The 19,645-nt window shown below is 70.1% G+C and carries 22 protein-coding genes and 1 riboswitch; of the genes, 6 read left to right on the top strand and 16 right to left on the bottom strand.

What is annotated here, in order from left to right; genetic code table 11:
- Positions 1–25: 25 nt before the first annotated feature.
- Entirely contained in the window at positions 26–250 is a 225-nt protein-coding gene (locus tag KME77_RS24840) for a chaplin (RefSeq protein WP_219471354.1), read from the bottom strand.
- Positions 251–410: 160 nt separating this feature from the next.
- Between KME77_RS24840 and KME77_RS24835 the strand changes: the two genes are divergently transcribed.
- On the top strand, positions 411–1,373 hold the full coding sequence (locus KME77_RS24835) for an SAM-dependent methyltransferase (RefSeq protein ID WP_219471353.1): 963 nt from the start codon (positions 411–413) through the stop codon (positions 1,371–1,373).
- A 21-nt stretch (positions 1,374–1,394) separates the two neighbouring features.
- Here the strand turns inward: KME77_RS24835 and KME77_RS24830 are convergent, their stop codons facing one another.
- On the bottom strand, positions 1,395–2,585 hold the full coding sequence (locus tag KME77_RS24830; RefSeq protein WP_219471352.1) for a cytochrome P450: 1,191 nt from the start codon (positions 2,583–2,585) through the stop codon (positions 1,395–1,397).
- 9 nt (positions 2,586–2,594) lie between these two features.
- Complete coding sequence (locus KME77_RS24825) at positions 2,595–3,326, bottom strand: TerC family protein (protein ID WP_219471351.1); 732 nt, start codon at positions 3,324–3,326, stop codon at positions 2,595–2,597.
- 106 nt (positions 3,327–3,432) lie between these two features.
- A riboswitch (SAM riboswitch) is annotated at positions 3,433–3,548 on the top strand.
- Positions 3,549–3,592: 44 nt separating this feature from the next.
- Between KME77_RS24825 and KME77_RS24820 the strand changes: the two genes are divergently transcribed.
- Complete coding sequence (locus tag KME77_RS24820) at positions 3,593–4,876, top strand: aminotransferase class V-fold PLP-dependent enzyme (protein ID WP_219471350.1); 1,284 nt, start codon at positions 3,593–3,595, stop codon at positions 4,874–4,876.
- 12 nt (positions 4,877–4,888) lie between these two features.
- Here KME77_RS24820 and KME77_RS24815 read toward each other — a convergent pair whose 3' ends face one another.
- Positions 4,889–5,431 carry a DoxX family protein gene (locus tag KME77_RS24815; protein WP_219471349.1) on the bottom strand — a complete coding sequence of 181 codons (543 nt, stop codon included), beginning with the start codon at positions 5,429–5,431 and terminating at the stop codon, positions 4,889–4,891.
- A 121-nt stretch (positions 5,432–5,552) separates the two neighbouring features.
- Here KME77_RS24815 and KME77_RS24810 point away from each other — a divergent pair, with 121 nt between their 5' ends.
- The 3 genes from KME77_RS24810 to KME77_RS24800 are packed head-to-tail and all read left to right on the top strand — an operon-like array spanning position 5,553 to position 8,027.
- On the top strand, positions 5,553–6,698 hold the full coding sequence (locus tag KME77_RS24810; RefSeq protein ID WP_219471348.1) for an NADH-quinone oxidoreductase subunit D: 1,146 nt from the start codon (positions 5,553–5,555) through the stop codon (positions 6,696–6,698).
- Entirely contained in the window at positions 6,695–7,804 is a 1,110-nt protein-coding gene (locus tag KME77_RS24805; RefSeq protein WP_219471347.1) for an acyltransferase family protein, read from the top strand. The genes KME77_RS24810 and KME77_RS24805 overlap by 4 nt, the downstream gene beginning before the upstream one ends.
- A gap of 22 nt (positions 7,805–7,826) precedes the next feature.
- On the top strand, positions 7,827–8,027 hold the full coding sequence (locus KME77_RS24800; RefSeq protein WP_219471346.1) for a hypothetical protein: 201 nt from the start codon (positions 7,827–7,829) through the stop codon (positions 8,025–8,027).
- 31 nt (positions 8,028–8,058) lie between these two features.
- On the opposite strand, the gene KME77_RS24795 is transcribed toward KME77_RS24800, so the two are convergent.
- The 11 genes from KME77_RS24795 to dacB all read right to left on the bottom strand — a co-directional run bounded on the left by KME77_RS24795 (position 8,059) and on the right by dacB (position 18,285).
- On the bottom strand, positions 8,059–8,514 hold the full coding sequence (locus KME77_RS24795) for a DUF3180 domain-containing protein (RefSeq protein ID WP_219471345.1): 456 nt from the start codon (positions 8,512–8,514) through the stop codon (positions 8,059–8,061).
- Complete coding sequence (gene folK, locus KME77_RS24790) at positions 8,511–9,014, bottom strand: 2-amino-4-hydroxy-6-hydroxymethyldihydropteridine diphosphokinase (RefSeq protein WP_219471344.1); 504 nt, start codon at positions 9,012–9,014, stop codon at positions 8,511–8,513. Before folK ends, KME77_RS24795 begins: the two co-directional genes overlap by 4 nt.
- Positions 9,015–9,040: 26 nt before the next feature.
- The gene (gene folB / locus KME77_RS24785) at positions 9,041–9,433 is read right to left on the bottom strand and encodes a dihydroneopterin aldolase (protein ID WP_246610684.1); all 393 of its coding nucleotides are present in this window, start codon (positions 9,431–9,433) and stop codon (positions 9,041–9,043) included.
- A gap of 46 nt (positions 9,434–9,479) precedes the next feature.
- Entirely contained in the window at positions 9,480–9,926 is a 447-nt protein-coding gene (locus KME77_RS24780) for a nuclear transport factor 2 family protein (protein WP_219471342.1), read from the bottom strand.
- Positions 9,927–9,961: 35 nt separating this feature from the next.
- Positions 9,962–10,768, bottom strand: coding sequence for a dihydropteroate synthase (gene folP, locus KME77_RS24775; RefSeq protein WP_219471341.1), 807 nt, complete (start codon positions 10,766–10,768; stop codon positions 9,962–9,964).
- A 307-nt stretch (positions 10,769–11,075) separates the two neighbouring features.
- A complete protein-coding gene (gene folE, locus KME77_RS24770; protein WP_219471340.1) occupies positions 11,076–11,654 on the bottom strand; it encodes a GTP cyclohydrolase I FolE in 579 nt (192 codons plus the stop codon).
- Positions 11,655–11,673: 19 nt separating this feature from the next.
- Positions 11,674–13,668: an ATP-dependent zinc metalloprotease FtsH gene (ftsH, locus tag KME77_RS24765; protein ID WP_219471339.1), complete on the bottom strand. Its 1,995-nt coding sequence runs from the start codon at positions 13,666–13,668 to the stop codon at positions 11,674–11,676.
- 227 nt (positions 13,669–13,895) lie between these two features.
- Positions 13,896–14,447 (bottom strand): hypoxanthine phosphoribosyltransferase, encoded by a 552-nt coding sequence (gene hpt, locus KME77_RS24760; protein WP_219471338.1) that lies wholly within the window; start codon positions 14,445–14,447, stop codon positions 13,896–13,898.
- Positions 14,448–14,457: 10 nt separating this feature from the next.
- Complete coding sequence (tilS, locus tag KME77_RS24755; protein WP_219471337.1) at positions 14,458–15,444, bottom strand: tRNA lysidine(34) synthetase TilS; 987 nt, start codon at positions 15,442–15,444, stop codon at positions 14,458–14,460.
- A gap of 6 nt (positions 15,445–15,450) precedes the next feature.
- Positions 15,451–16,527, bottom strand: coding sequence for an Rv3626c family coenzyme F420 biosynthesis-associated protein (locus KME77_RS24750; RefSeq protein ID WP_219471336.1), 1,077 nt, complete (start codon positions 16,525–16,527; stop codon positions 15,451–15,453).
- A 342-nt stretch (positions 16,528–16,869) separates the two neighbouring features.
- A complete protein-coding gene (gene dacB / locus KME77_RS24745; protein ID WP_219471335.1) occupies positions 16,870–18,285 on the bottom strand; it encodes a D-alanyl-D-alanine carboxypeptidase/D-alanyl-D-alanine endopeptidase in 1,416 nt (471 codons plus the stop codon).
- 72 nt (positions 18,286–18,357) lie between these two features.
- Between dacB and KME77_RS24740 the strand changes: the two genes are divergently transcribed.
- A complete protein-coding gene (locus KME77_RS24740) occupies positions 18,358–18,888 on the top strand; it encodes an inorganic diphosphatase (RefSeq protein ID WP_219471334.1) in 531 nt (176 codons plus the stop codon).
- A gap of 58 nt (positions 18,889–18,946) precedes the next feature.
- On the opposite strand, the gene KME77_RS24735 is transcribed toward KME77_RS24740, so the two are convergent.
- Positions 18,947–19,645 (bottom strand): C40 family peptidase (locus KME77_RS24735; protein ID WP_219471333.1); only part of this gene is annotated, 699 nt, incomplete at its 5' end.

The raw sequence follows: 19,645 nt of genomic DNA, 5'->3' as shown, positions 1-19,645 counted from the left end.
CGCACGCCGGTCCGAGCTCACCGCTTCACCACTTGTTGTGGACCCCCGAACCGCCCTTGCAGCCGGCGTTGGTGATGCCGATGACCGAGGCGGCCACGCCACACACGTTGATCGGCAGGCTGATCGGGGCGAAGATCTGGTTTCCCGACAGCACGCCCTCGTTTCCGCTGGTCACCGTGTCGGCCTGAGCAGGGGCGGCCAGCGAGAGCATGGCGATGGCGCCGGCCACGACAAAAGTCTTCTTGAGCACGGGGGGCTCCTCTCAGTGGGTGGATATGCAACGGGAGCGACCGCATTCGCGGACTGCGGTCGCTCCGCTACCGACTGTAAACCAGAAACCAAGGGAATGACAATCAGTAGTCGAGAGAATGCGATACGTATTCGCAAGGAGTCATGAAATAGTTCAGGACATGTGGCTCACCTGGCGCGCCGCGATGCAGCACGCGCTGTACGGCGAGGACGGCTTCTACCTCCGCGAACGCCCTTCCGGCCACTTCCGCACCTCGGTGAGCGCCTCCGCGGCCTTCGCCGAGGCGGTCCTGGCGCTGCTGACCCGCGTGGACGCCGAGTTGGGCGAGCCCGCCCGGCTCGACCTGGTCGACATCGGCGCGGGCGAGGGCGTGCTGGTCAGCCGCGTGCTGGAGGCCGCCGGGCCCGCTCTGCGCGCCAGGCTGCGCGTCACCGCCGTCGACCTCTCGCCCCGGCCCGCCGGCCTGCCCGAGCGCGTCGCGTGGAGTCCCCGGATCCCGGACGGCATCACCGGGCTGGCGATCGCCAACGAGTGGCTCGACAACGTGCCGCTCGACGTGGCCGAGCAGACGGCCGACGGGCCACGCCTGGTCCTCGTGAACATCAAAACGGGCGAGGAGCGGCTCGGCGGCCCACTGGGCGAGGCCGAACGCGCCTGGCTCGACCGGTGGTGGCCGCTGTGCCGCATCGGCTCACGGGCCGAGATCGGCTGCCCCCGGGACACGGCCTGGCGGGCGGTCGTGACGCGGCTCGGCGCGGGTCAGGCGGTGGCCATCGATTATGCACACCCTGTGGATAACCGCCCCTTCCACGGGACGCTCACGGGGTACCGGGACGGGGCGGTCGTGGCCCCCATACCCGACGGGACCTGCGACATCACCGCGCATGTGGCCCTCGACTCGTGCGCCGCGGCCGGTCGGGAGGCCGGCGCGTTTTCCACAGGGTTATCCACACAGCGCGATGTGCTAAGGGATCTGGGGATAACCGGAGAGCGACCGCCCCTCGACCTGGCGCGGGCCGATCCGCGGGCATATCTCCGGAAATTAGCGCGGGCGTCGGAGGAGGCGGAGCTGATCGACCCGAGGGGGCTGGGCGGCTTTGGGTGGCTCACCCAGTCCCGCTGACCGGGGCACTCTCAGGACGCCTCAGCCCGTACGGAGGTCCAGCGACTCCAGGCCGCGGATGACGTACCCCGGCTTCCACTCCGGCTCGGTGACCAGTTCCAGCTTCGGCGCCCGCGCCAGCAGCGCGCCGAACGACTCGATCAGCTCGATGCGGGCCAGCGGCGCCCCCAGGCAGAAGTGGATGCCCGCGCCGAAGGAGATGTGCGGATTCTCCGTCCGCCCCACGTCCAGCCGGTCCGGGTCGGAGAAGACGGTCCCGTCCCGGTTGGCCGAGCCGAACAGCAGCGCGACCTCGACCCCACGTGGGATCCGCACGCCGTGGACCTCGATGTCCTCCAGCACCCACCGCTCGAACATCTGCAGCGGCGTGTCCCAGCGCATCAGCTCCTCGACGGCCGTCGGCAGCAGGCCGGGGTCGGCGCGCAGCCGCTCCAGCTCGGCGGGGTTCCTGAACAGGGCCCACCAGCCGTTGCCGGTGACGTTCACGGTCGCCTCGTGGCCGGCGTTGAGCAGCAGGACGCAGGTGCCGACCAGCTCGTCCTCGGTCAGCTCGTCGATCGCCGCGAGCGCGCTGATGAGGTCGTCGCCGGGCCGGACGGCGCGGACGCGGGCCAGGTCGGCGAGGTAGGCCGCGAACTCGGCCGCCGCCCGGGCCGCGATGTGCTGCGACTCCAGGGGCGGGTTCAGCTCGTACATGCGGCAGATGTCGGCCGACCAGGGCCGCAGCAGGTGCCGGTCCGACTCGGGCACGCCGAGCATCTCGGCGATGACGGTCACCGGCAGCGGCTCGGCGACCTCGGCGATCAGGTCCCCGCCGCCCTTCTCCACGTACGCCTCCACGAGGCCCTCGGCGATGGCGCGCACGCGGGGCCGCAGCGACTCGACCATGCGCGGCGTGAACGCCCTGGAGACCAGGCGGCGCAGCCGGGTGTGGACGGGCGGCTCGACGTCGAGCATGCCCGCCCTGATCACCCGCCAGAACGGCTCCTGGAAGTCCGGCTCCTGCGGCCGCCCGAACTCCTCGTGCGTGGCCACGTGGAGGTACGAGCGGCCCAGGCGACGGTCCCTGAGCAGGGAGTTCACGTCGGCGTGCCGCGAGATGAGCCACTGCCCGGTCGGCTCGAACCAGCTGACCGGCGCGTCGCGCCTCAGCTCCTCGTACGCGCCGTACGGGTGGGCGACAAAGTCCTGACTCCAAGGATCGAAGCGCACTTTTTCATCTTACGAGGGGGTTTGCCCTGCTTTGGAGTGCCTGCTCCGCATCCGGATGTTCAGCAGCTCGACGATCACCGAGAACGCCATCGCGAAGTAGATGTACCCCTTGGAGATGTGCTGGCCGAACCCTTCGGCGATGAGCACCACCCCGATGAGCACCAGGAACGACAGCGCCAGCATCTTGATGCTCGGATGCCTGTCCACGAACCTGCTGATCGGCCCGGACGCGAACAGCATCACCAGCACCGCCACGATCACCGCGGCGATCATCACGCCCAGCTCGTCCACCATGCCGACGGCCGTGATCACCGAGTCGAGCGAGAACACCACGTCCAGCACCATGATCTGGACGATCACCGAGGTGAACGACGTCACCGCCCGGCCCTTGCCACCCTCGTCCTTCAGCTCCATGCTGTGGCCGATCTCGGTGACGCTCTTGGCGAGCAGGAACAGCCCGCCGAGCAGCAGGATCAGGTCACGTCCCGATATCTCGTGCCCGAAGACCTCGAACAGCGGCGCGGTCAGCCGCACCACCCACGACAGCGCCAGCAGCAACAGCAGCCGGCTCACCAGGGCCGCGGCCAGCCCCATCACCCTCGCCCTGTCCCGCTGCTCGGGAGGCAGCTTCCCGGCCAGGATGGAGATGAAGATGATGTTGTCTATTCCGAGGACGATCTCCAGGGCGACCAGGGTGAAGAAGCCGATCCAGATGTTGGGGTCGGTCACCCAATCCAGCATCATCTCTCCTCAAGGCAGGGGGTTTCCCGGTACCAACGAGCCAACAGCCGCAGAAGTTCACGGGGTTGTGGTTGATGGCCAAGTGTCGGTTATAGTTCGGGACGTAGGTCATGAGTGCCAGCGCACAGCCCCGGCTTGCTGGCCGGCAACCCTCGCGTCCGCGGCGGGGTGCCCCGGGTGAAGACCTGGTCCGCCACGAGGTGTGGCGGGCAAGCGCGGGCTCGCCGGGTGTTCCACGGGTCCGATGACGACCCTGGGGGTTCGCCGTGTCCACGTTGACGATCTTCAACTCCGCGCCCGCCGAGACCGTGGCCGCGCGTCACCAGGAGAGCCGGCCGATCCCGGCCGTGCTCGGCGCCGACCTGGAGGTGCCGGTCAAGGGCGGCAGGCTCGTCACGTACGCCAACCTCGACTACGCCGCCAGCGCCCCCTGTCTGGAGCCGGTCAACGCGGCCGTCACCGCCGCGCTCCCGGCCTACTCCAGCGTGCACCGCGGCGCGGGGTACGCCTCCCAGCTCACCACGGCCCGCTACGAGCAGGCCCGCCACACGGTCAGGGCGTTCGTCGGCGCGAGGGCCGAGGACGCGGTGATCTTCACCCGCAACACCACCGACGCCACGAACCTGCTGGCCCGCTGCCTGCCCGAGGGCACGACCGCGGTCGTCTTCGACACCGAGCACCACGCCTCCCTGCTGCCCTGGCAGCGGTCGGTGCGCCTGGCGCCGCCCGCCTTCCCCGGCGCGGCCGTGCGCGCGGCCGACGAGGCGCTGGCCGGGATCGACGGTCCCAAGCTGCTGGTCGTCACCGCCGCCTCGAACGTCACCGGCGAGCTGTGGCCCATCGCCGCGCTCGCGCACATCGCGCACCGCCACGGCGCCCGGATCCTGGTGGACGCCGCCCAGCTCGTGCCGCACCGCCGCCTGAACCTGACCGCGCTCGACCTCGACTACGTCGTCTTCTCCGGGCACAAGCTGTACGCGCCGTTCGGGGCGGGGGCGCTGATCGGCCGCCGTGACTGGCTGTCGGACGGCGAGCCGTACCTGAAGGGCGGCGGCGCCGTGCGTTCGGTCGCCGACGAGGCGGAGTGGCACGACGACGCCGAGCCGCGGCACGAGGCGGGCACCCCGAACGTGCTGGGCGCCATCGCCCTGGCCGCCGCCTGCGACGCGCTCAGCGCGACCGGCTGGAGCCCGCTGGTGCGCGAGGAGGAGCGGCTGATCGCCCGCCTTCGCGCGGGGCTGGCCGGGATCGACGGCGTTCACGAGCTGTCGCTGTGGGGGCCCGACCACCCGCGTGTGGGCATCGTCTCGTTCGTCGTGGACGGGCACTCGGCGCGTGAGGTGGCCGAGGCGCTGTCGAACGAGTACGGGATCGGCGTGCGCGACGGCAAGTTCTGCGCGCACCCGTTCGTCCGGCACCTGCTCGGGACCAAGGACGGCGGGTGCGAGGACGACACGGCGTCGGCGGTGCGCGCCTCGATCGGCATCGGCACCACCGAGGAGCACGTCGACCGGCTCATCGGCGCGCTGCGCGACCTCGTGGGCCGGTGAGCCTCGTGCTGGTCAGCCGGTGAGCCGCCCTGGGGGGCCGTCGCGCGGCGCCTCGTCGGCCATGACGGCGTCCAGGGCGTACATCTCCCGGATGGTCTGCCACGGCAGGGGGATGGTGTCGGCCTGATCGGCGTCGTAGCGGGTCGACCGCCGCGCGTACACCTGGCGCAGCACGGAGTCGAGGCTGATCCGGCCCGCTCCCACCACCAGGAGCAGCAGGGCCGTCACGGCGAGGGAGCCGACCAGCTCCCAGCCGTTGGGGATCATGACGCCGGCGGCCCCGTGGACGTACACGATCGCGCCCAGCATCCCGATCAGCAGCGAGAGCGACGACAGCCTGGTCAGCAGGCCGACGATCAGCAATGCGCCGCCGACACTCTCCGTGAGCGTGGTGTATATGGCCGACAGCCACGGCAGCGGCACCCCCGAGGTCTCGAGGCCGGCGGCCGTGGACGGCAGCCCTTGCTGCCACTTGCTCACGCCGTGGGTCACGAAGATCACGCCGATCGTCACTCGCGAGATCAGCACCGCTAGATCAAATACGACTTTTCGCATGATTTCACTCCCCCCGTTCGCCGGGTTCCTGCCCGTGCCCACCTCGGCGATGCGCTGCCCGACCGTTCCTTGACCGTCCCCTGTGCTGGATCACCATGGCCTTGGGTGGCAGCATTGCCATATGACGGAACGCGTGGTCGGGATCGGTGCGGGCGCGAAAGAGCTGGCCACCGAGGACATGATCCTCAACATCGGCCCCCAGCACCCGTCGACCCATGGCGTGCTCAGGCTGCGGCTCACGCTCGACGGCGAGCGCATCGCCACCGCCGAGCCGATCATCGGCTACATGCACCGGGGCGCGGAGAAGCTGTTCGAGGTCCGCGACTACCGGCAGATCATCATGCTGGCCAACCGGCACGACTGGCTGTCCGGGTTCGCCAACGAGCTGGGCGTGGTGCTGGCCGCCGAGCGCATGCTGGGCATGGAGGTGCCGGTCAGGGCGGTCTGGGCGCGTACGCTGCTGGCCGAACTGAACCGGGTGCTCAGCCACCTGATGTTCCTCGGCTCGTACCCGCTGGAGCTGGGCGCCATCACGCCCGTTTTCTACGCCTTCAACGAGCGCGAGCGCATCCAGGCCGTGATGGAGGAGATCTCCGGCGGGCGGATGCACTACATGTTCAACCGGGTCGGCGGGCTCAAGGAGGACCTGCCGTACGGCTGGCTCGACCGCGTGTCGGAGTCGGTCGCCGAGACCCGGCGCAAGGTGCCCGACATCGAGGACCTCATCCTCGGCAACGAGATCTTCCTGGCCCGCACGCGCGGCGTCGGCGTGCTCTCCCACGAGCAGATCCTGCAGTACGGCGTCAGCGGCCCCATCGCGCGCGCCTCCGGCGTGGACGTCGACCTGCGGCGCGACCAGCCGTACCTGGCCTATCCCGAGCTGCCGGTGAAGGTCGTCACGCGCAGCGCGGGCGACTGCCACGCCCGCTTCGAGGTGCTGCTGGAGCAGCTCAAGGTCTCCCTCGACCTGGCCGACGCCTGCGTCGAGCGGCTGCGCTCGCTGCCGCAGGGGCCTGTCAACCAGCGGCTGCCCAAGGTGCTGAAGGTGCCCGAGGGCCACACGTACGCCTGGACGGAGAACCCGCTCGGCATCAACGGCTACTACCTCGTCTCCAAGGGGGACAAGACGCCATGGCGGCTCAAGCTGCGCTCCGCCTCCTTCGGCAACATCCAGGTGCTGCGCGAGATGCTGCCCGGCCAGCTCGTGGCCGACATGGTGGCCATTCTCGGCTCGATGTTCTTCGTCGTGGGTGACATAGACAAGTGAGTCAACCGAACGTTCAGCGTGACAAGTACGTCGACTGGCTGCGGGCCCTCAGCCTGATCGTCGTCGTGGTCTGGCACTGGGCCTTCACGATCCTGCAGTGGAAGCCCGAGGGGCCGGAGCCGACCAGCCCGCTCGGCTTCACCTCGGGGCTGTGGATCCTGACCTGGCTGCTCCAGGTGCTGCCGCTGTTCTTCTACGTCGGCGGGCACGTGCACCTGCTGTCCTGGAACCGCGCCCAGGCGCGCGGCGTCGGCATCGGCGCGTTCGTCTGGCGGCGCATCCGCGCGCTGGCCATTCCCGCGCTCACGCTGTCGGGCGTGTGGGTGGCCGTCGGCGCGATCGTGACCTGGGCCTTCGACGTCCCCTGGATGTGGCGGGTGGTGCTGCTGGTCCTCAGCCCGCTCTGGTTCCTGGCCGTCTACCTGGTGCTGATCGCGCTGCTGCCCGTGGCGCTGTGGCTGCACCGCCACTACGACGTGCTGGTGCTCATCTGGCTCGGCGGGGCGGCGCTGGTGGTGGACGTGCTGCGGTTCCGCTACGGGCTCGAAGCGGCCGGCTGGCTGAACATGATCATCGTCTGGGGGCTGGCCCACCAGGCCGGGTTCTTCTACGACCGGATCGTCATCCTGCCCAGGCGCTACGACGTGGCCGTCCTCTGGACGGGGCTGTTCTCGCTGTTCGGGCTCGTGTACTCCGGCATCTACCCGGGCTCGATGGTCGGGGTGCCCGGCGACAAGTGGTCGAACATGGCGCCGCCGACGTTCGTCATCGTGGCGCTGCTGCTGTTCCAGATCGGGCTGGTGGAGGTGCTGCGGCCGTCCATGGAACGGGTCCTGGAGCGGCCGGGGTGGCGGCGGGTCAACGAGACGATCAACCGGTTCGCGCTGCCGCTGTTCCTGTTCCACACGACGGGCATGGCGATCGCGCTGGGGCTGGTGTGGTGGCTCTTCGGCACCCTGGGCGGCGAGGTGCCGCCGACCATCAGCTGGTGGCTGGAACGGCCGCTCGCCATCCTGGGGCCGCTGGTCTGCACGCTGCCGGTCATCTACCTCTTCGGCCGCAACCGCCGCCGCACCCCTGCCGAGAAAGTGCCGGACAAGGGGTGAACCCGCAGGCTACGCTCCGGACGTGATCGCGACCGTGAACTTCCTGGCCACCCCCGAGGACAAGCGCATCATCGACGCCTTGACGCGAGAGGGGGAAGGCCCTGATGACGTGATCCGTCGAGCGCTCCGCCTCCTCGACCGCGAGTTGCGGCTGGAACAAGCACGCGCCGACATGAAGCAGCGGGTCGGCAAGAACCTGTCCGAGGAGGAGGGCGCCTGGTGATCTCCTCGGCGGGGCGGCTCAGGCGTCCGCTCTACGTGGGTCTCTGATCCTCCGGGTCCTTCGGGATGCGGCAGGCGTGCTCCAGGTACAGGGCCGCGCAGATCAGCACCACGAACGCCAGTGACGACCCTGCCGAGATGAAGAACTCCAGCCGGGGCGTCTCCTTCGTCAGCAACTGCACCGTGTGCAGCGCGAACCCGCCGAAGACGCCCGCGAACAGCGCGCCGGCGTAGGCCGAGGCCTTGGCCAGCGCCGCCAGCCGGGCCACCGCCAGCGGTTCGACCGGCTTGGTGTCCGGCTTGCGGTCGATCCTCGCCTTCGTCGCCCATGCGCTGTACGCCTCCCCGATCGCCAGCAGCAGCACGGTCGGGATCGCGGTCCACGGCACGATGGGCAGGTCGGTGTAGAGCAGCCGGACGATGATCCAGGAGATCAGCGCCACGACGACGACGATGCCGACCAGCGGGCCGGGGCGGGTGGGCTTCAATCGGGCCTCTGCAGCTCAAGGTCGGCGCGCAGCCGCACACCGCTCTCGTCCAGGTCCGTGAGCAGGTCGGCGACCTGGCCCTGGCCGGGCAGCACGCCGGCGGGGTCCGCCTTGGACCAGGGCACCAGCACGAACGCCCGCTCGTGCGCGAGGGGGTGCGGCAGCGTCAGGTCGGGGTCGTCGCTGACCGTGTCGCCCACGACGATCAGGTCGATGTCGAGCGTACGCGGGCCCCAGCGCTCCTGGCGGACGCGGCCGAAGGCGTTCTCGACGCTCTGCGCGCGCTCCAGCAGGGCGCGCGGGTTGAGGGAGGTCTCGGCGATGACAACGGCGTTGAGGTAGGGGCGCTGCCCGTCGGGACCGCCGACCGGGTCGGTCTCGTAGACGGGCGAGGCCGCCACGAACTCCAGCCCCGGCGCGTCGAACAGCGTGTCGAGGGCGCCCTGCAGTGTCTGGAAGCGCCGGCCGAGATTGCTGCCCAGCGAGAGCACCACATTCATGCGCGGCTCCATTTCGGCGAGGGGTTTCATGTACGGTTCCGTACGATAGTGACCACCACGTCGTCGAAGGGCAGCGGGATCGGCGCAGCGGGTTTGTGCACGCTGACCTCGACGGATTCGACCAGGTCGGCGGCCAGGCAGACATCCGCGAGCCGCTGGGCCAGCGTCTCGATCAGCTCGACCGGCTCACCCTCCACGACGGCGGCCAGCGCCTGGGCCAGTTCCCCGTAGTGGACCGTCTTGGTGAGGTCGTCGGAGGCGGCGGCGGGGGCGGTGTCGAGGTGGAGGGTGGCGTCGATGACGAACTCCTGGCCCAGCTCCCGCTCGGCCGCCAGCACACCGTGACGTCCCCACGCCCGCAGGCCCCTCAACGCGATGCGATCAGCGCTCTTCGGGGAGGTGGGGCCAGTCCTCTCCAGGGAGGCGGGGCCGGCCTCCTTCGCGGAGGCGGAGGCAGGAGCGGGGTCAGACCTCAAGCTCGCCGTCCTCCTCCTCGTCGTCATCTCCCTGGAGCACCGGCGAGCCGTGGTGCATCCACAGCCGCCAGCCCTGCGGCGTGCGCACGTACACGTTGCTGGCCACCACCTTGCCCGCGGCGAAGCTGGACTCCCCCTCCTCGCCCGCGGTCAGGATGTTCTCGACGCAGGTGAGCACGGCCACGTCGCCGAGCACCGTGGTGCTGACGTCGGTCAGCACGAACTGGATGTAGGTGGTGTTGGCCATGATGAGCGCCCATGACCGCAGCACCTCCGATCGCCCCGCGAGCAGCGTCCAGCCCGGATGCACGCAGCTGACCTGCTCGTTCGTGGTGTCCTCGGCCCAGATCTCGGTCATCTTGTCGAGGTTGGCGTCCTCGATCGCGAGATAGAACTCCTGGTTGACCGTCTCGATCGCGGCGGTGTCGACGCTCATGTGTCAGCTCCGGGTCGTTTCGATAGTCTCGACGGTCATCTGCCGGCCCCCCGCCCTCTCCACGCCGCCGCCACTCGTACGGCGTCGGCGTTGGGACCGACCTCGTGCACGCGTACGCACCAGGCGCCGGCCTGCGCGGCCAGCGCTGTCACAGCGACGGTGGCGTCGTCGCTGCGGCTGAACGGGCGCGGCGTCCCGTCGGCGTCGGCCAGCAGCTTGCCCAGGAACCGCTTGCGCGACGCCCCGATCAGCAGCGGATAGCCCAGGTCGGCCAGGTCGGGCAGCCCGCCGAGCAGGGCCCAGTTGTGCGCCGCGTTCTTGGCGAACCCGAGGCCGGGGTCGAGCACGACCTGCTCCTCGGACACGCCCTCGGCCAGCACCAGGTCGACCCGCTTGGCCAGCTCCTCGCGCACCTCGGTCACGACGTCGGCGTAGACGGCCCTGCTGTCCATGTCGTGGCTGTGGCCGCGCCAGTGCATCACGACATAGGCGACACCTGTGTCGGCCACCACGCGGGGCATCACAGGGTCGGCCAGACCGCCGCTCACGTCGTTGACCAGGCTGGCGCCCGCCTCCACCGCCGCCTTGGCCACCTCGGCGCGCATGGTGTCGACGCTGACCGTCACCCCCTCGGAGGTGAGCGCGCTGATCACGGGCACGACGCGGGCCAGCTCCTCCTCCAGCGAGACCCTGGCCGCGCCGGGGCGGGTGGACTCGCCGCCGACGTCGACGATGTCGGCGCCCTCGCCGACCAGCTCCAGCCCGTGCTGGATCGCCGCCGCCTCGTCGAACCACAGCCCGCCGTCGGAGAACGAGTCGGGCGTGACGTTGACAACCCCCATAACGAGGCACCTGTCGCCTTCCGCCACGATCCTCATGCCCCAAGCCTAGGCGGTGTCATGTTGTGTTCCATGTGGCGGGTGTCCGTATGTGAATAACGATCTGTCTCGTTCCGGATCTTTCCCGTTCGCGGCGCCTCCGGGATCGGAGGGAGGGCCGTGGTCTCACCGTCTTGTGACGGTGGCCGGCCCCGTGCGGGCTCAGCGGCCGTGTCCCTGGAGGCCCTCAGCCACGTGCGGCGACTGGGGCCGGCCCATGCTTGCCGTACGGGAGGGAAAGGGGTTTTGGGGGAAGCGGCACGGGAGCCGGTCAGCGGCCCAGGATCAGCGCCATCGCCTCGGCGCGGGTCTTGTCGCTGGTACGGAAGTCGCCGCGGACCGCCGACGTGACCGTCCGCGCGCCCGGCTTGCGGACCCCGCGCATCGTCATGCACAGGTGCTCGCACTCGACCACCACGATCACCCCGCGCGGCTCCAGCACGCGCATCACGGCGTCGGCGATCTGGGAGGTCATCCGCTCCTGCACCTGCGGGCGGCGGGCGAAGACGTCCACCAGGCGGGCCAGCTTGGACAGGCCCGTCACCTGGCCGCGGCTGTTGGGGATGTAGCCCACGTGGGCCACCCCGTGGAAGGGGACCAGGTGGTGCTCGCAGGTGGAGTACACCTCGATGTCCTTGACCAGGATCATCTCGTCGTGGTCGACGTCGAACACCTTGTTGAGCACGTCCTCGGGCGTCTGCCCGAGGCCGGAGAACTGCTCGGCGTAGGCCCGGGCCACCCGCGAGGGGGTGTCGAGGAGGCCGTCACGGTCGGGATCCTCGCCGATGGCGTAGAGGATCTCGCGTACGGCCTTCTCGATCCGGCCCAGGTCTACATCGTGGTGCGTCAAACCGTGTCCCAAGTCGTTCTTACACGCTGTCCCCGGAGGGGAGCGCGTCCTGGTGGCCCGTCGCCAGCGACCCGTTGGCGGACTGCTCCTTCGGGGTCAGGATCGGCGGGCGGTCGGAGGGCAGCCTCTTGCCGTAACCGGCGTAGGACGGGCGGTGCTCCCTGACCACGACGTCGGAGAAGACCTGCAGCACCTGCTCGCGCGACAGCGTCTCCTTCTCCATCAGCTCCAGGACCAGGTTGTCGAGGACGTCGCGGTACTCGACCAGGATGTCCCAGGCCTGGTCGTGCGCCGTCTCGATCATCCGGCGGACCTCCTCGTCGATCGAGGAGGCGATCTTCTCGGAGTAGTCGCGCTCGTGGCCCATCTCGCGGCCCAGGAAGACCTCGGCCTGGCCGGAACCGAACTTACGGGCGCCGAGCTGCTCGCTCATGCCGTACTCGGTCGCCATGCGGCGGGCGACCGCCGTGGCCTTCTCGATGTCGTTGGAGGCGCCGGTGGTGGGCTCGTGGAAGACGAGCTCCTCCGCCGCGCGGCCGCCGAGCAGCATCGCGAGCTGGTCCATCATCTCCGACCTGGTGGCCAGGAACTTGTCCTCCATCGGCAGCGTCATGGTGTAACCCAGGGCGCGGCCACGGGACAGGATCGTGATCTTGTGGACCGGGTCGGAGTTGGGCAGCGCGTGCGCCACCAGCGCGTGACCGCCCTCGTGGTAGGCGATCATCTTCTTCTCCTTGTCGGACATGACCCGCGACTTGCGCTCGGGCCCTGCCATGACACGGTCGATCGACTCCTCGAGGACGTCCATCGTGATCAGCTTCTGGTCGGCGCGGGCGGTGAGCAGCGCCGCCTCGTTGATCACGTTGGCCAGGTCGGCGCCGGTGAACCCGGGGGTGCGGCGCGCGATGACGTCGAGGTCCACCTTGGGCGCGAACGGCTTGCCGCGGCCGTGGACCCTGAGGATGCCCTTGCGGCCCTCCAGGTCCGGGCGGTCGACGGTGACCTGCCGGTCGAACCGGCCCGGACGCAGCAGCGCCGGGTCGAGGATGTCGGGCCGGTTGGTCGCGGCGATGAGGATCACGCCGCCCTTGACGTCGAAGCCGTCCATCTCGACGAGCAGCTGGTTCAGGGTCTGCTCGCGCTCGTCGTGGCCGCCGCCGAGGCCCGCGCCGCGGTGCCGGCCGACGGCGTCGATCTCGTCGATGAAGATGATCGCCGGAGCGTTCGCCTTCGCCTGCTCGAACAGGTCGCGAACGCGCGAGGCGCCGACGCCGACGAACATCTCGACGAAGTCGGATCCGGAGATCGAGTAGAACGGCACCCCGGCCTCGCCCGCCACCGCGCGGGCCAGCAGGGTCTTGCCGGTGCCGGGCGGGCCGTACAGCAGCACGCCCTTGGGGATCTTGGCGCCGATCGCCTGGAACTTGGCCGGGGCCTGAAGGAACTCCTTGATCTCCTGGAGCTCCTCGATGGCCTCGTCAGCGCCGGCGACGTCGGCGAAGGTCGTCTTGGGGGTGTCCTTGGTGATCAGCTTGGCCTTGGACTTGCCGAAGCTCATCACCCGCGAGCCGCCGCCCTGCATCTGGTTCATGATGAACAGGAAGATCAGCACGATGATGACGATCGGCAGGAAGCTCACCAGGATGCTGACCAGGAAGTTCTCCTGCGGCACCTCGGTGTTGAAGCTCTTGGTCTTGTTGGCGTCGACCTGAGCCTGCAGCTCGTCGGTCAGCTTGGTGCCGTAGCCGGCGACCCAGTCGGACTGGATCATGTTGGTCGCCGTGTCGCCCGGCTTGACGGTGATCGGCTTGACCAGCGTCAGCTCGATGCGCTGGTCCTTGTCGACGATCTTGGCGTTGCTGACGTTGCCGGCGCGAATCTGCTGCAGGACCGTGGACGTGTCGGCCTGCTTGAAGTTGCCACCGCCGCTCCAGAGCTGGGTGACGAGCAGGAGCAGCACGACGATGCCCAGGATCCACAGCAGTGGCCCACGTGTAAATCGCTTGAGATCCATCCGATGCGGAACCCCTTGCGGGCCCGTCCCTTCCTGACCATGGCCTGGAACCCCGGGGGTGCCCCGGGGCCGCGGCATCCGACGCCGCGACTTCTGACTACCCGAAGAGGACGCTAGGTCACCCTCCCGGAGTTCAGAAGGTACACCGGCAAAGCGCACGGGGGGACCGCCCGCTACACCGGTCTTGCCCTACCAACGTACGTCAGGGGGCGCGGTGTTCCCGGCGGCTACTTGTAAACGTGGGGAGCGAGGGTGCCGATGAACGGCAGATTGCGGTAACGCTCCGCGTAGTCGAGCCCGTAACCGATCACGAACTCGTTGGGGATGTCGAAACCGACGTATTTGACGTCGATCGGCACCTTGATGGCGTCGGGTTTGCGCAGCGCGGTGCAGATCTCCAGGGAGGCCGGGTCGCGCGACTTCAGGTTCTCCAGCAGCCAGTGGAGGGTCAGGCCGGAGTCGATGATGTCCTCGACGATCAGCACGTGGCGGCCCATGATGTCGGTGTCGAGGTCCTTCAGGACCCGCACGACGCCGGACGACTTGGTGCCGGCGCCGTAGGACGACACCGCCATCCAGTCCATCTGGACGGGCACGTGCAGGGCTCTGGCCAGGTCGGCCATCACCATCACCGCGCCCTTGAGCACGCCCACGAGCAGGACGTCCTTGCCGTCGTAGTCCGTGTCGATGCGCCCGGCAAGCTCTTTGATCTTGGCCTGGAGCTCGTCCTGGGGGATGAGCACCTTCTCCAGGTCCTTGCCCATGTCGGCAGCGTCCACCTGTGGTTCCTTACGGGATGGGACTGATGGCGAGTATCAGGGTGCCACATCGCCGCACGGCGGCCATCCCCCCGGGCAGGTCAACGGCCTTCTGCCCGCGCCAGGCGGTGACCAGGCGGTCCACGGCGCGGACGTGGGTGGCCGACAGCGCCCCGGACGGCGTTCCCGCCGCGATCGCGGCCCGGCGCAGAACGCGCCGCCTGACGGCGCCTGGAAGCCCTTCGAGGGCGGGTACGGACAGCGTCACCGATCCGGCGATATCGCTTAGAGCGCAATTCTGGTACGCCGATTCGGCCCACTCGTCGAGGGCGTCGGCGTCGTCCCGGGCGAGATCGGCGGTCCTGGCGAGCGCCTCGGCCACGCCGGGCCCGAGCTCCGACTCCAGCAGCGGCAGGACCCTCGTCCGCACCCGTACGCGGGTGAAGCGCGGATCCTCGTTGTGCGGATCGTCCCAGGGGTCGAGGCCGAGCGCCCGGCAGGCGGCGACGGTGGTCGCCCTCGGCAGCCCGAGCAGCGGACGGCGGTAGAGACCGGACACGGCGGCCATCCCGGACAGCGACCTGAGCCCGCTGCCCCTGGCCAGCCCCAGCAGCACGGTCTCGGCCTGGTCGTCCCTGGTGTGGCCGAGCAGCACGGCGACGGCCCGGAGCTTGCCGGCCGCCTCCGCGAGCGCCGCGTAACGCGCGTCCCTGGCCGCCGCCTCCGGGCCGCCGGCCGTGCCGACCTCGACGGTGAGGACCTCGGCGTGGTCGAGCCCCAGCGGCAGCGCGGCCACCTTGCGCGCGCGTCCACCTGAGCCCTCCTGGAGCTGGTGGTCCACGGTCAGCAGACCCGAGCGAAGGCCGGCGCGCGGCGCGACGAACGCCAGCGCCGCGGCCAGCGCGAGGGAGTCGGCTCCCCCGCTGCAGGCCACCAGCACCAGCTCGCCCTCGCCGACGCCGGCCAGCGCCTCACGGACGGCCCTGCGGACGTCGGCGACCGCAGGGTGCGGGCCCACCGCCGGTCAGGCGGGCAGCGCGTTGGTGCCGATCACGCGGCGCACCCAGGCGCCGGGATCCTTGATCTCGGGCGTGGTCGGCAGCGTCTCCGGCGAGGTCCAGATGCGGTTGAACCCGTCCATGCCCACCTGCTCCACCACGGCGCGGACGAACGCGGAGCCCTCGGCGTACTGCTTCATCTTGACCTCGATGCCCAGCAGCCTGCGCACCGTGCGGTCGAGCCGGGAGCCGCCCTCGCGGCGCTGGGCGAACTTGGCCCTGATGTCGGCCACGGACGGCACCACGGACGGGCCGACGGCGTCCATCACGTAGTCGCCGTGCCCCTCGACCAGCGTCATCACGGCCGTGAGACGGTCGAGGATCTCCTTCTGGCCGGGCGACTGGATGGCGTCGATGATGTTGCCCTCGCCGCCGCGCACCACGTCGGCCACCGTGTCGGCGGCGCTGCGCAGCCGTTCGAGCAGGGTCGCCATGTCGAGGTCGGAGGCCAGCAGGAACTCGGTCATCTGCGAACGGATGTACTCGCGCAGCCACGGCACCCCGGTGAACTGCACCCGGTGGGTCTCCTCGTGCAGGCACACCCAGAGGCGGAAGTCGTGCGGGTTGACGTTCATCTCCCGCTCGGCGTGCACGATGTTGGGCGCGACCAGCGTCAGCCGGCCCGCCGCCTCACGACCCGTCGGGTCCGGCGGCAGGAACAGCTCGTACTGGCCCAGCACCCGCGAGGCGAGGAAGGCCAGCACCGCGCCCACCTCGACGCCCGTGATGCGGGAGCCGACGGCCGTGACGATGGCGGGCGGCGGGTTGGCCCCGGCGGCGACCCGCTGTGTGAGTGGTTCGAGCACCACGCGGAAGCCCTCGACGTTGGCCCTGATCCAGCCGGGCCGGTCGACGATGGTCGCCGCCTCGGGGGCGGCCTCCGTGTGGATCTTCGTGAACTCGCGTACGTGCCCCTCGGCCTCACGTGACAGGGCGCGGAGTTCGGTGACGGCCTGCCTGGCCTCCTCCCGGCTCACCTGAGGACCGGGGCGCACCAGGCGCGTGCCGGTCGTGACGGCCAGATCCCAGTCGATCACCTGCATACAGTCCACCGTACGTGCTCCGCGGCCAACTCGCGATGCATCGCTATTAAGCCACCCTCCAAGGGCGTCATCACCCCCACACACGCACCGCACCGCACCGCCCCGCGCCGCGAAGGAGCGCCGGTGTCTGGAGGGAGGAGGGAGGGAGCGTAGCGACTGAGTGACGAGTGGAAGACGCCGGGTCCCAGCGACTGAGCCGCGATCCGCAGGATCGCCGTAAACAGGAGCGCCGGTGTCTGGAGGGAGGAGGGAGGGAGCGTAGCGACTGAGTGACGAGTGGAAGACGCCGGGTCCCAGCGACTGAGCCGCGATCCGCAGGATCGCCATGAAACAGGGGCGTTGCTAGGACCGGGCCACGATGGCGGCCAGTCGGTCCAGGATCGGTTCGGCGGAGGCGGGGACGCGGTCGGCGAGGAAGGCGAAGGTGACCAGGCGGCCGTCCTTGGTGGTGGCCAGGCCGGCGAGCGTGTTGACGTTGTTGAGGGTGCCGGTCTTGGCGCGCACCAGCCCGACCTGTCCCTTGGCGTCGCGTTCGGTGAAGCGCCGGCCGTTGCCGAGTGTGCCGGTGAACCCGGCGATCGGCATGCCGGGCGCGATCGGGTGCAGGTCGGGGTTGCTCGCGCCGGAGGCGAGCGCGATGGTCCTGGCCATGGCGTCCGCGCTGATCCGGTTGCGGATGGACAGCCCGCTGCCGTCGGACACCTGCACGCCCTTGGTGATGCCGATCCGCCGCAGGGCGGTGATCACGGCCTTGGAGCCGCCCTCGAAGGAGGCGGGCTGGCCCTCCTTGATGGCGACGTGCCTGGACAGCGCCTCGGCCAGGTCGTTGTCGCTGAACGTCAGGGTGTGCTCGACCAGCGCGTACAGGGGCGCGGACTCGACCTTGCCGAGTTCGGCCGCGCCGGCCGCCGCCTTGGCGGGGCGCACGGTCTTGGCGGTCTTGACGCCGTACTTGCCCAGGAGCCTGGCGAACGCGGCGGCGGCGTACTGGGGCGGGTCGGAGACGCGCGGCTGCCGCTGGTCGGGATCGCGCCGCCCCTCGTCGATCGCCAGCGCGTACACGGGCGCGACCTCGCCGTCGGGGATGTAGCCCGGCTTCCAGCCCGGCGCGACGGGGGTGCCGGTGAAGAGGGAGGCGTCGTACGAGAGCGTGACCTTGGTGACGCCCTTGGCCTTGAGCGCGGCGGCGGTGCGGGAGGCGAGCGTGGCGAGCGAGGCCTGCTTGGGGTAGGAGCGGTTGCCGGCCGACGGCCCGGCCAGCGTCGGGTCGCCGCCGCCCACGAGGACGATCGAGTTCGCCGACGCGCCCTGGACGACCCGGGTGGTGAGGCGGGCGTCGGGGCCGAGCGAGGCCAGCGCGGCCGTGCAGGTGATCACTTTTGTGGTGGAGGCGGGGGTGATGCCGACGTCGGGGTTCGAGGCGAAGATCTGCTGGCCGGTGGCGGCGTCGATGACCACCGCGCCCACCCTGGTGCCCAACTCCTCGTCACCCAGCGCGCGGGTGAGCTGCCGGGTCAAAGTACCCTTGGTGGGGAGAGGTCCGTTCCCGGCCCTCACCTGGGCCAGCAGCGGCCCCGCGGTGATCACGGGGACGGGGGGAGACCCCTCGGGAGAAGGCGTCGGCCCGGCCGGTGGCGTTTCTCTTGTCAGTGCGCCCAGGGTGAAATCGCTGTTCATCGCGTATACGGCGATGACGATGGTCAGCACCTGGAGCATGACGAGAGTGGTCATCATCACCCACCGCTCGTGCCTCGCCACTTCGCCTGACCTCTCTCCTGGTGTTCGCCTACGAGACATTAACGCCCACACGGCGTGAGCGGAGGAACCGCGGTGGAGTTCGACGTTGTCGTTGAGATTCCCAAGGGACAACGGAACAAGTACGAAGTGGACCACGTAACCGGGAAGATCAGGCTCGACCGGCTGCTGTTCACCTCCACGCAGTACCCCGCCGACTACGGGTTCATCGAGAACACGCTGGGCGAGGACGGCGACCCGCTCGACGCGCTGGTGCTGCTCCAGGAGCCGACGTTCCCCGGGTGCTACATCACGTGCCGCGCGGTCGGCATGTTCCGGATGACCGACGAGAAGGGCGGCGACGACAAGGTCCTGTGCGTGCCGGCCACGGACCCGCGCATGGAGCACATCCGCGACATCCACCACGTTCCGGAGTTCGACCGGCTGGAGATCCAGCACTTCTTCGAGGTGTACAAGGACCTGGAGCCCGGTAAGTCCGTCGAGGGCGCCAACTGGGTGGGCCGGATGGAGGCCGAGGTCGAGATCAAGCGCTCGTTCCAGCGGGCCAAGGACGAGGGCCACGCGCACGACGGCGCCGACGCGCCCGGCGAGGGCCACACACCGTAAGCCACGCCGTAGGCCGCACGTCGTGAGCCGCACGCCGTAGGCCGCCCGCCGTGAGCGGTCAGGAGCGGGGCCTGGTGGCGCCCACCAGGTCCCGGCGCCACATCGAGGCGACCCGCACCACGTCGCCGGTCTGCGGCGCGTGCACCATCATCCCGCGCCCGACATACATGCCGACGTGGTGAATCGTCCCGGGATCGTCCTTGTTGTAGCCGAAGAAGAGCAGATCGCCGCGGCGTAGCTGGTTCGTCGGCACGTGCGGCCCCGAGGTCCACTGGGTGCCCGTCCAGTGGTCGATGCCGATGCCGGCCCGCTGCCAGGCCCGCATGGTCAGGCCCGAGCAGTCGAAGCTCGCCGGGCCGTCGGCCGCCCACACGTACGGCTTGCCGAGCTGGGTCAGCGCCCAGTTGGCCGCGACGTCGCCCATGAGCGAGCCCGACCCGATCAGCTCACGCCCGTACCCGACCTGTCCGGCGGCCGCCGAACGCCGTCTGGCCAGCAGGTCCGCGCGGCTGCGCGCGGAGTCGACCGCCTGTTGCAGCTCGGCCCGCTCGGCCTCCAGCGCCCTCGTCTCGCGCCGTTGCGCCTCGACGGCCGCCTGCGCGGCGAGCTTGGCCTGCTCGGCGCGTTCGGAGGCGGCCTGCTGCTCGTTGTACGCGCGGACCGCCTGGCCGCGCAGGATGGCGGCGACCTGCTGGGCGTCGCGCATCCGGCCGAGCACCAGGCCGCGCTCGACGTCGAGCGCGGCGAGCGTGCTCGC

Source organism: Nonomuraea rhizosphaerae, from assembly GCF_019396405.1.
Lineage (GTDB): Bacteria > Actinomycetota > Actinomycetes > Streptosporangiales > Streptosporangiaceae > Nonomuraea > Nonomuraea rhizosphaerae.
The sequence above is the reverse complement of the archived record's forward strand: the minus strand, read 5'-3'. Positions and strand labels throughout refer to the sequence as shown.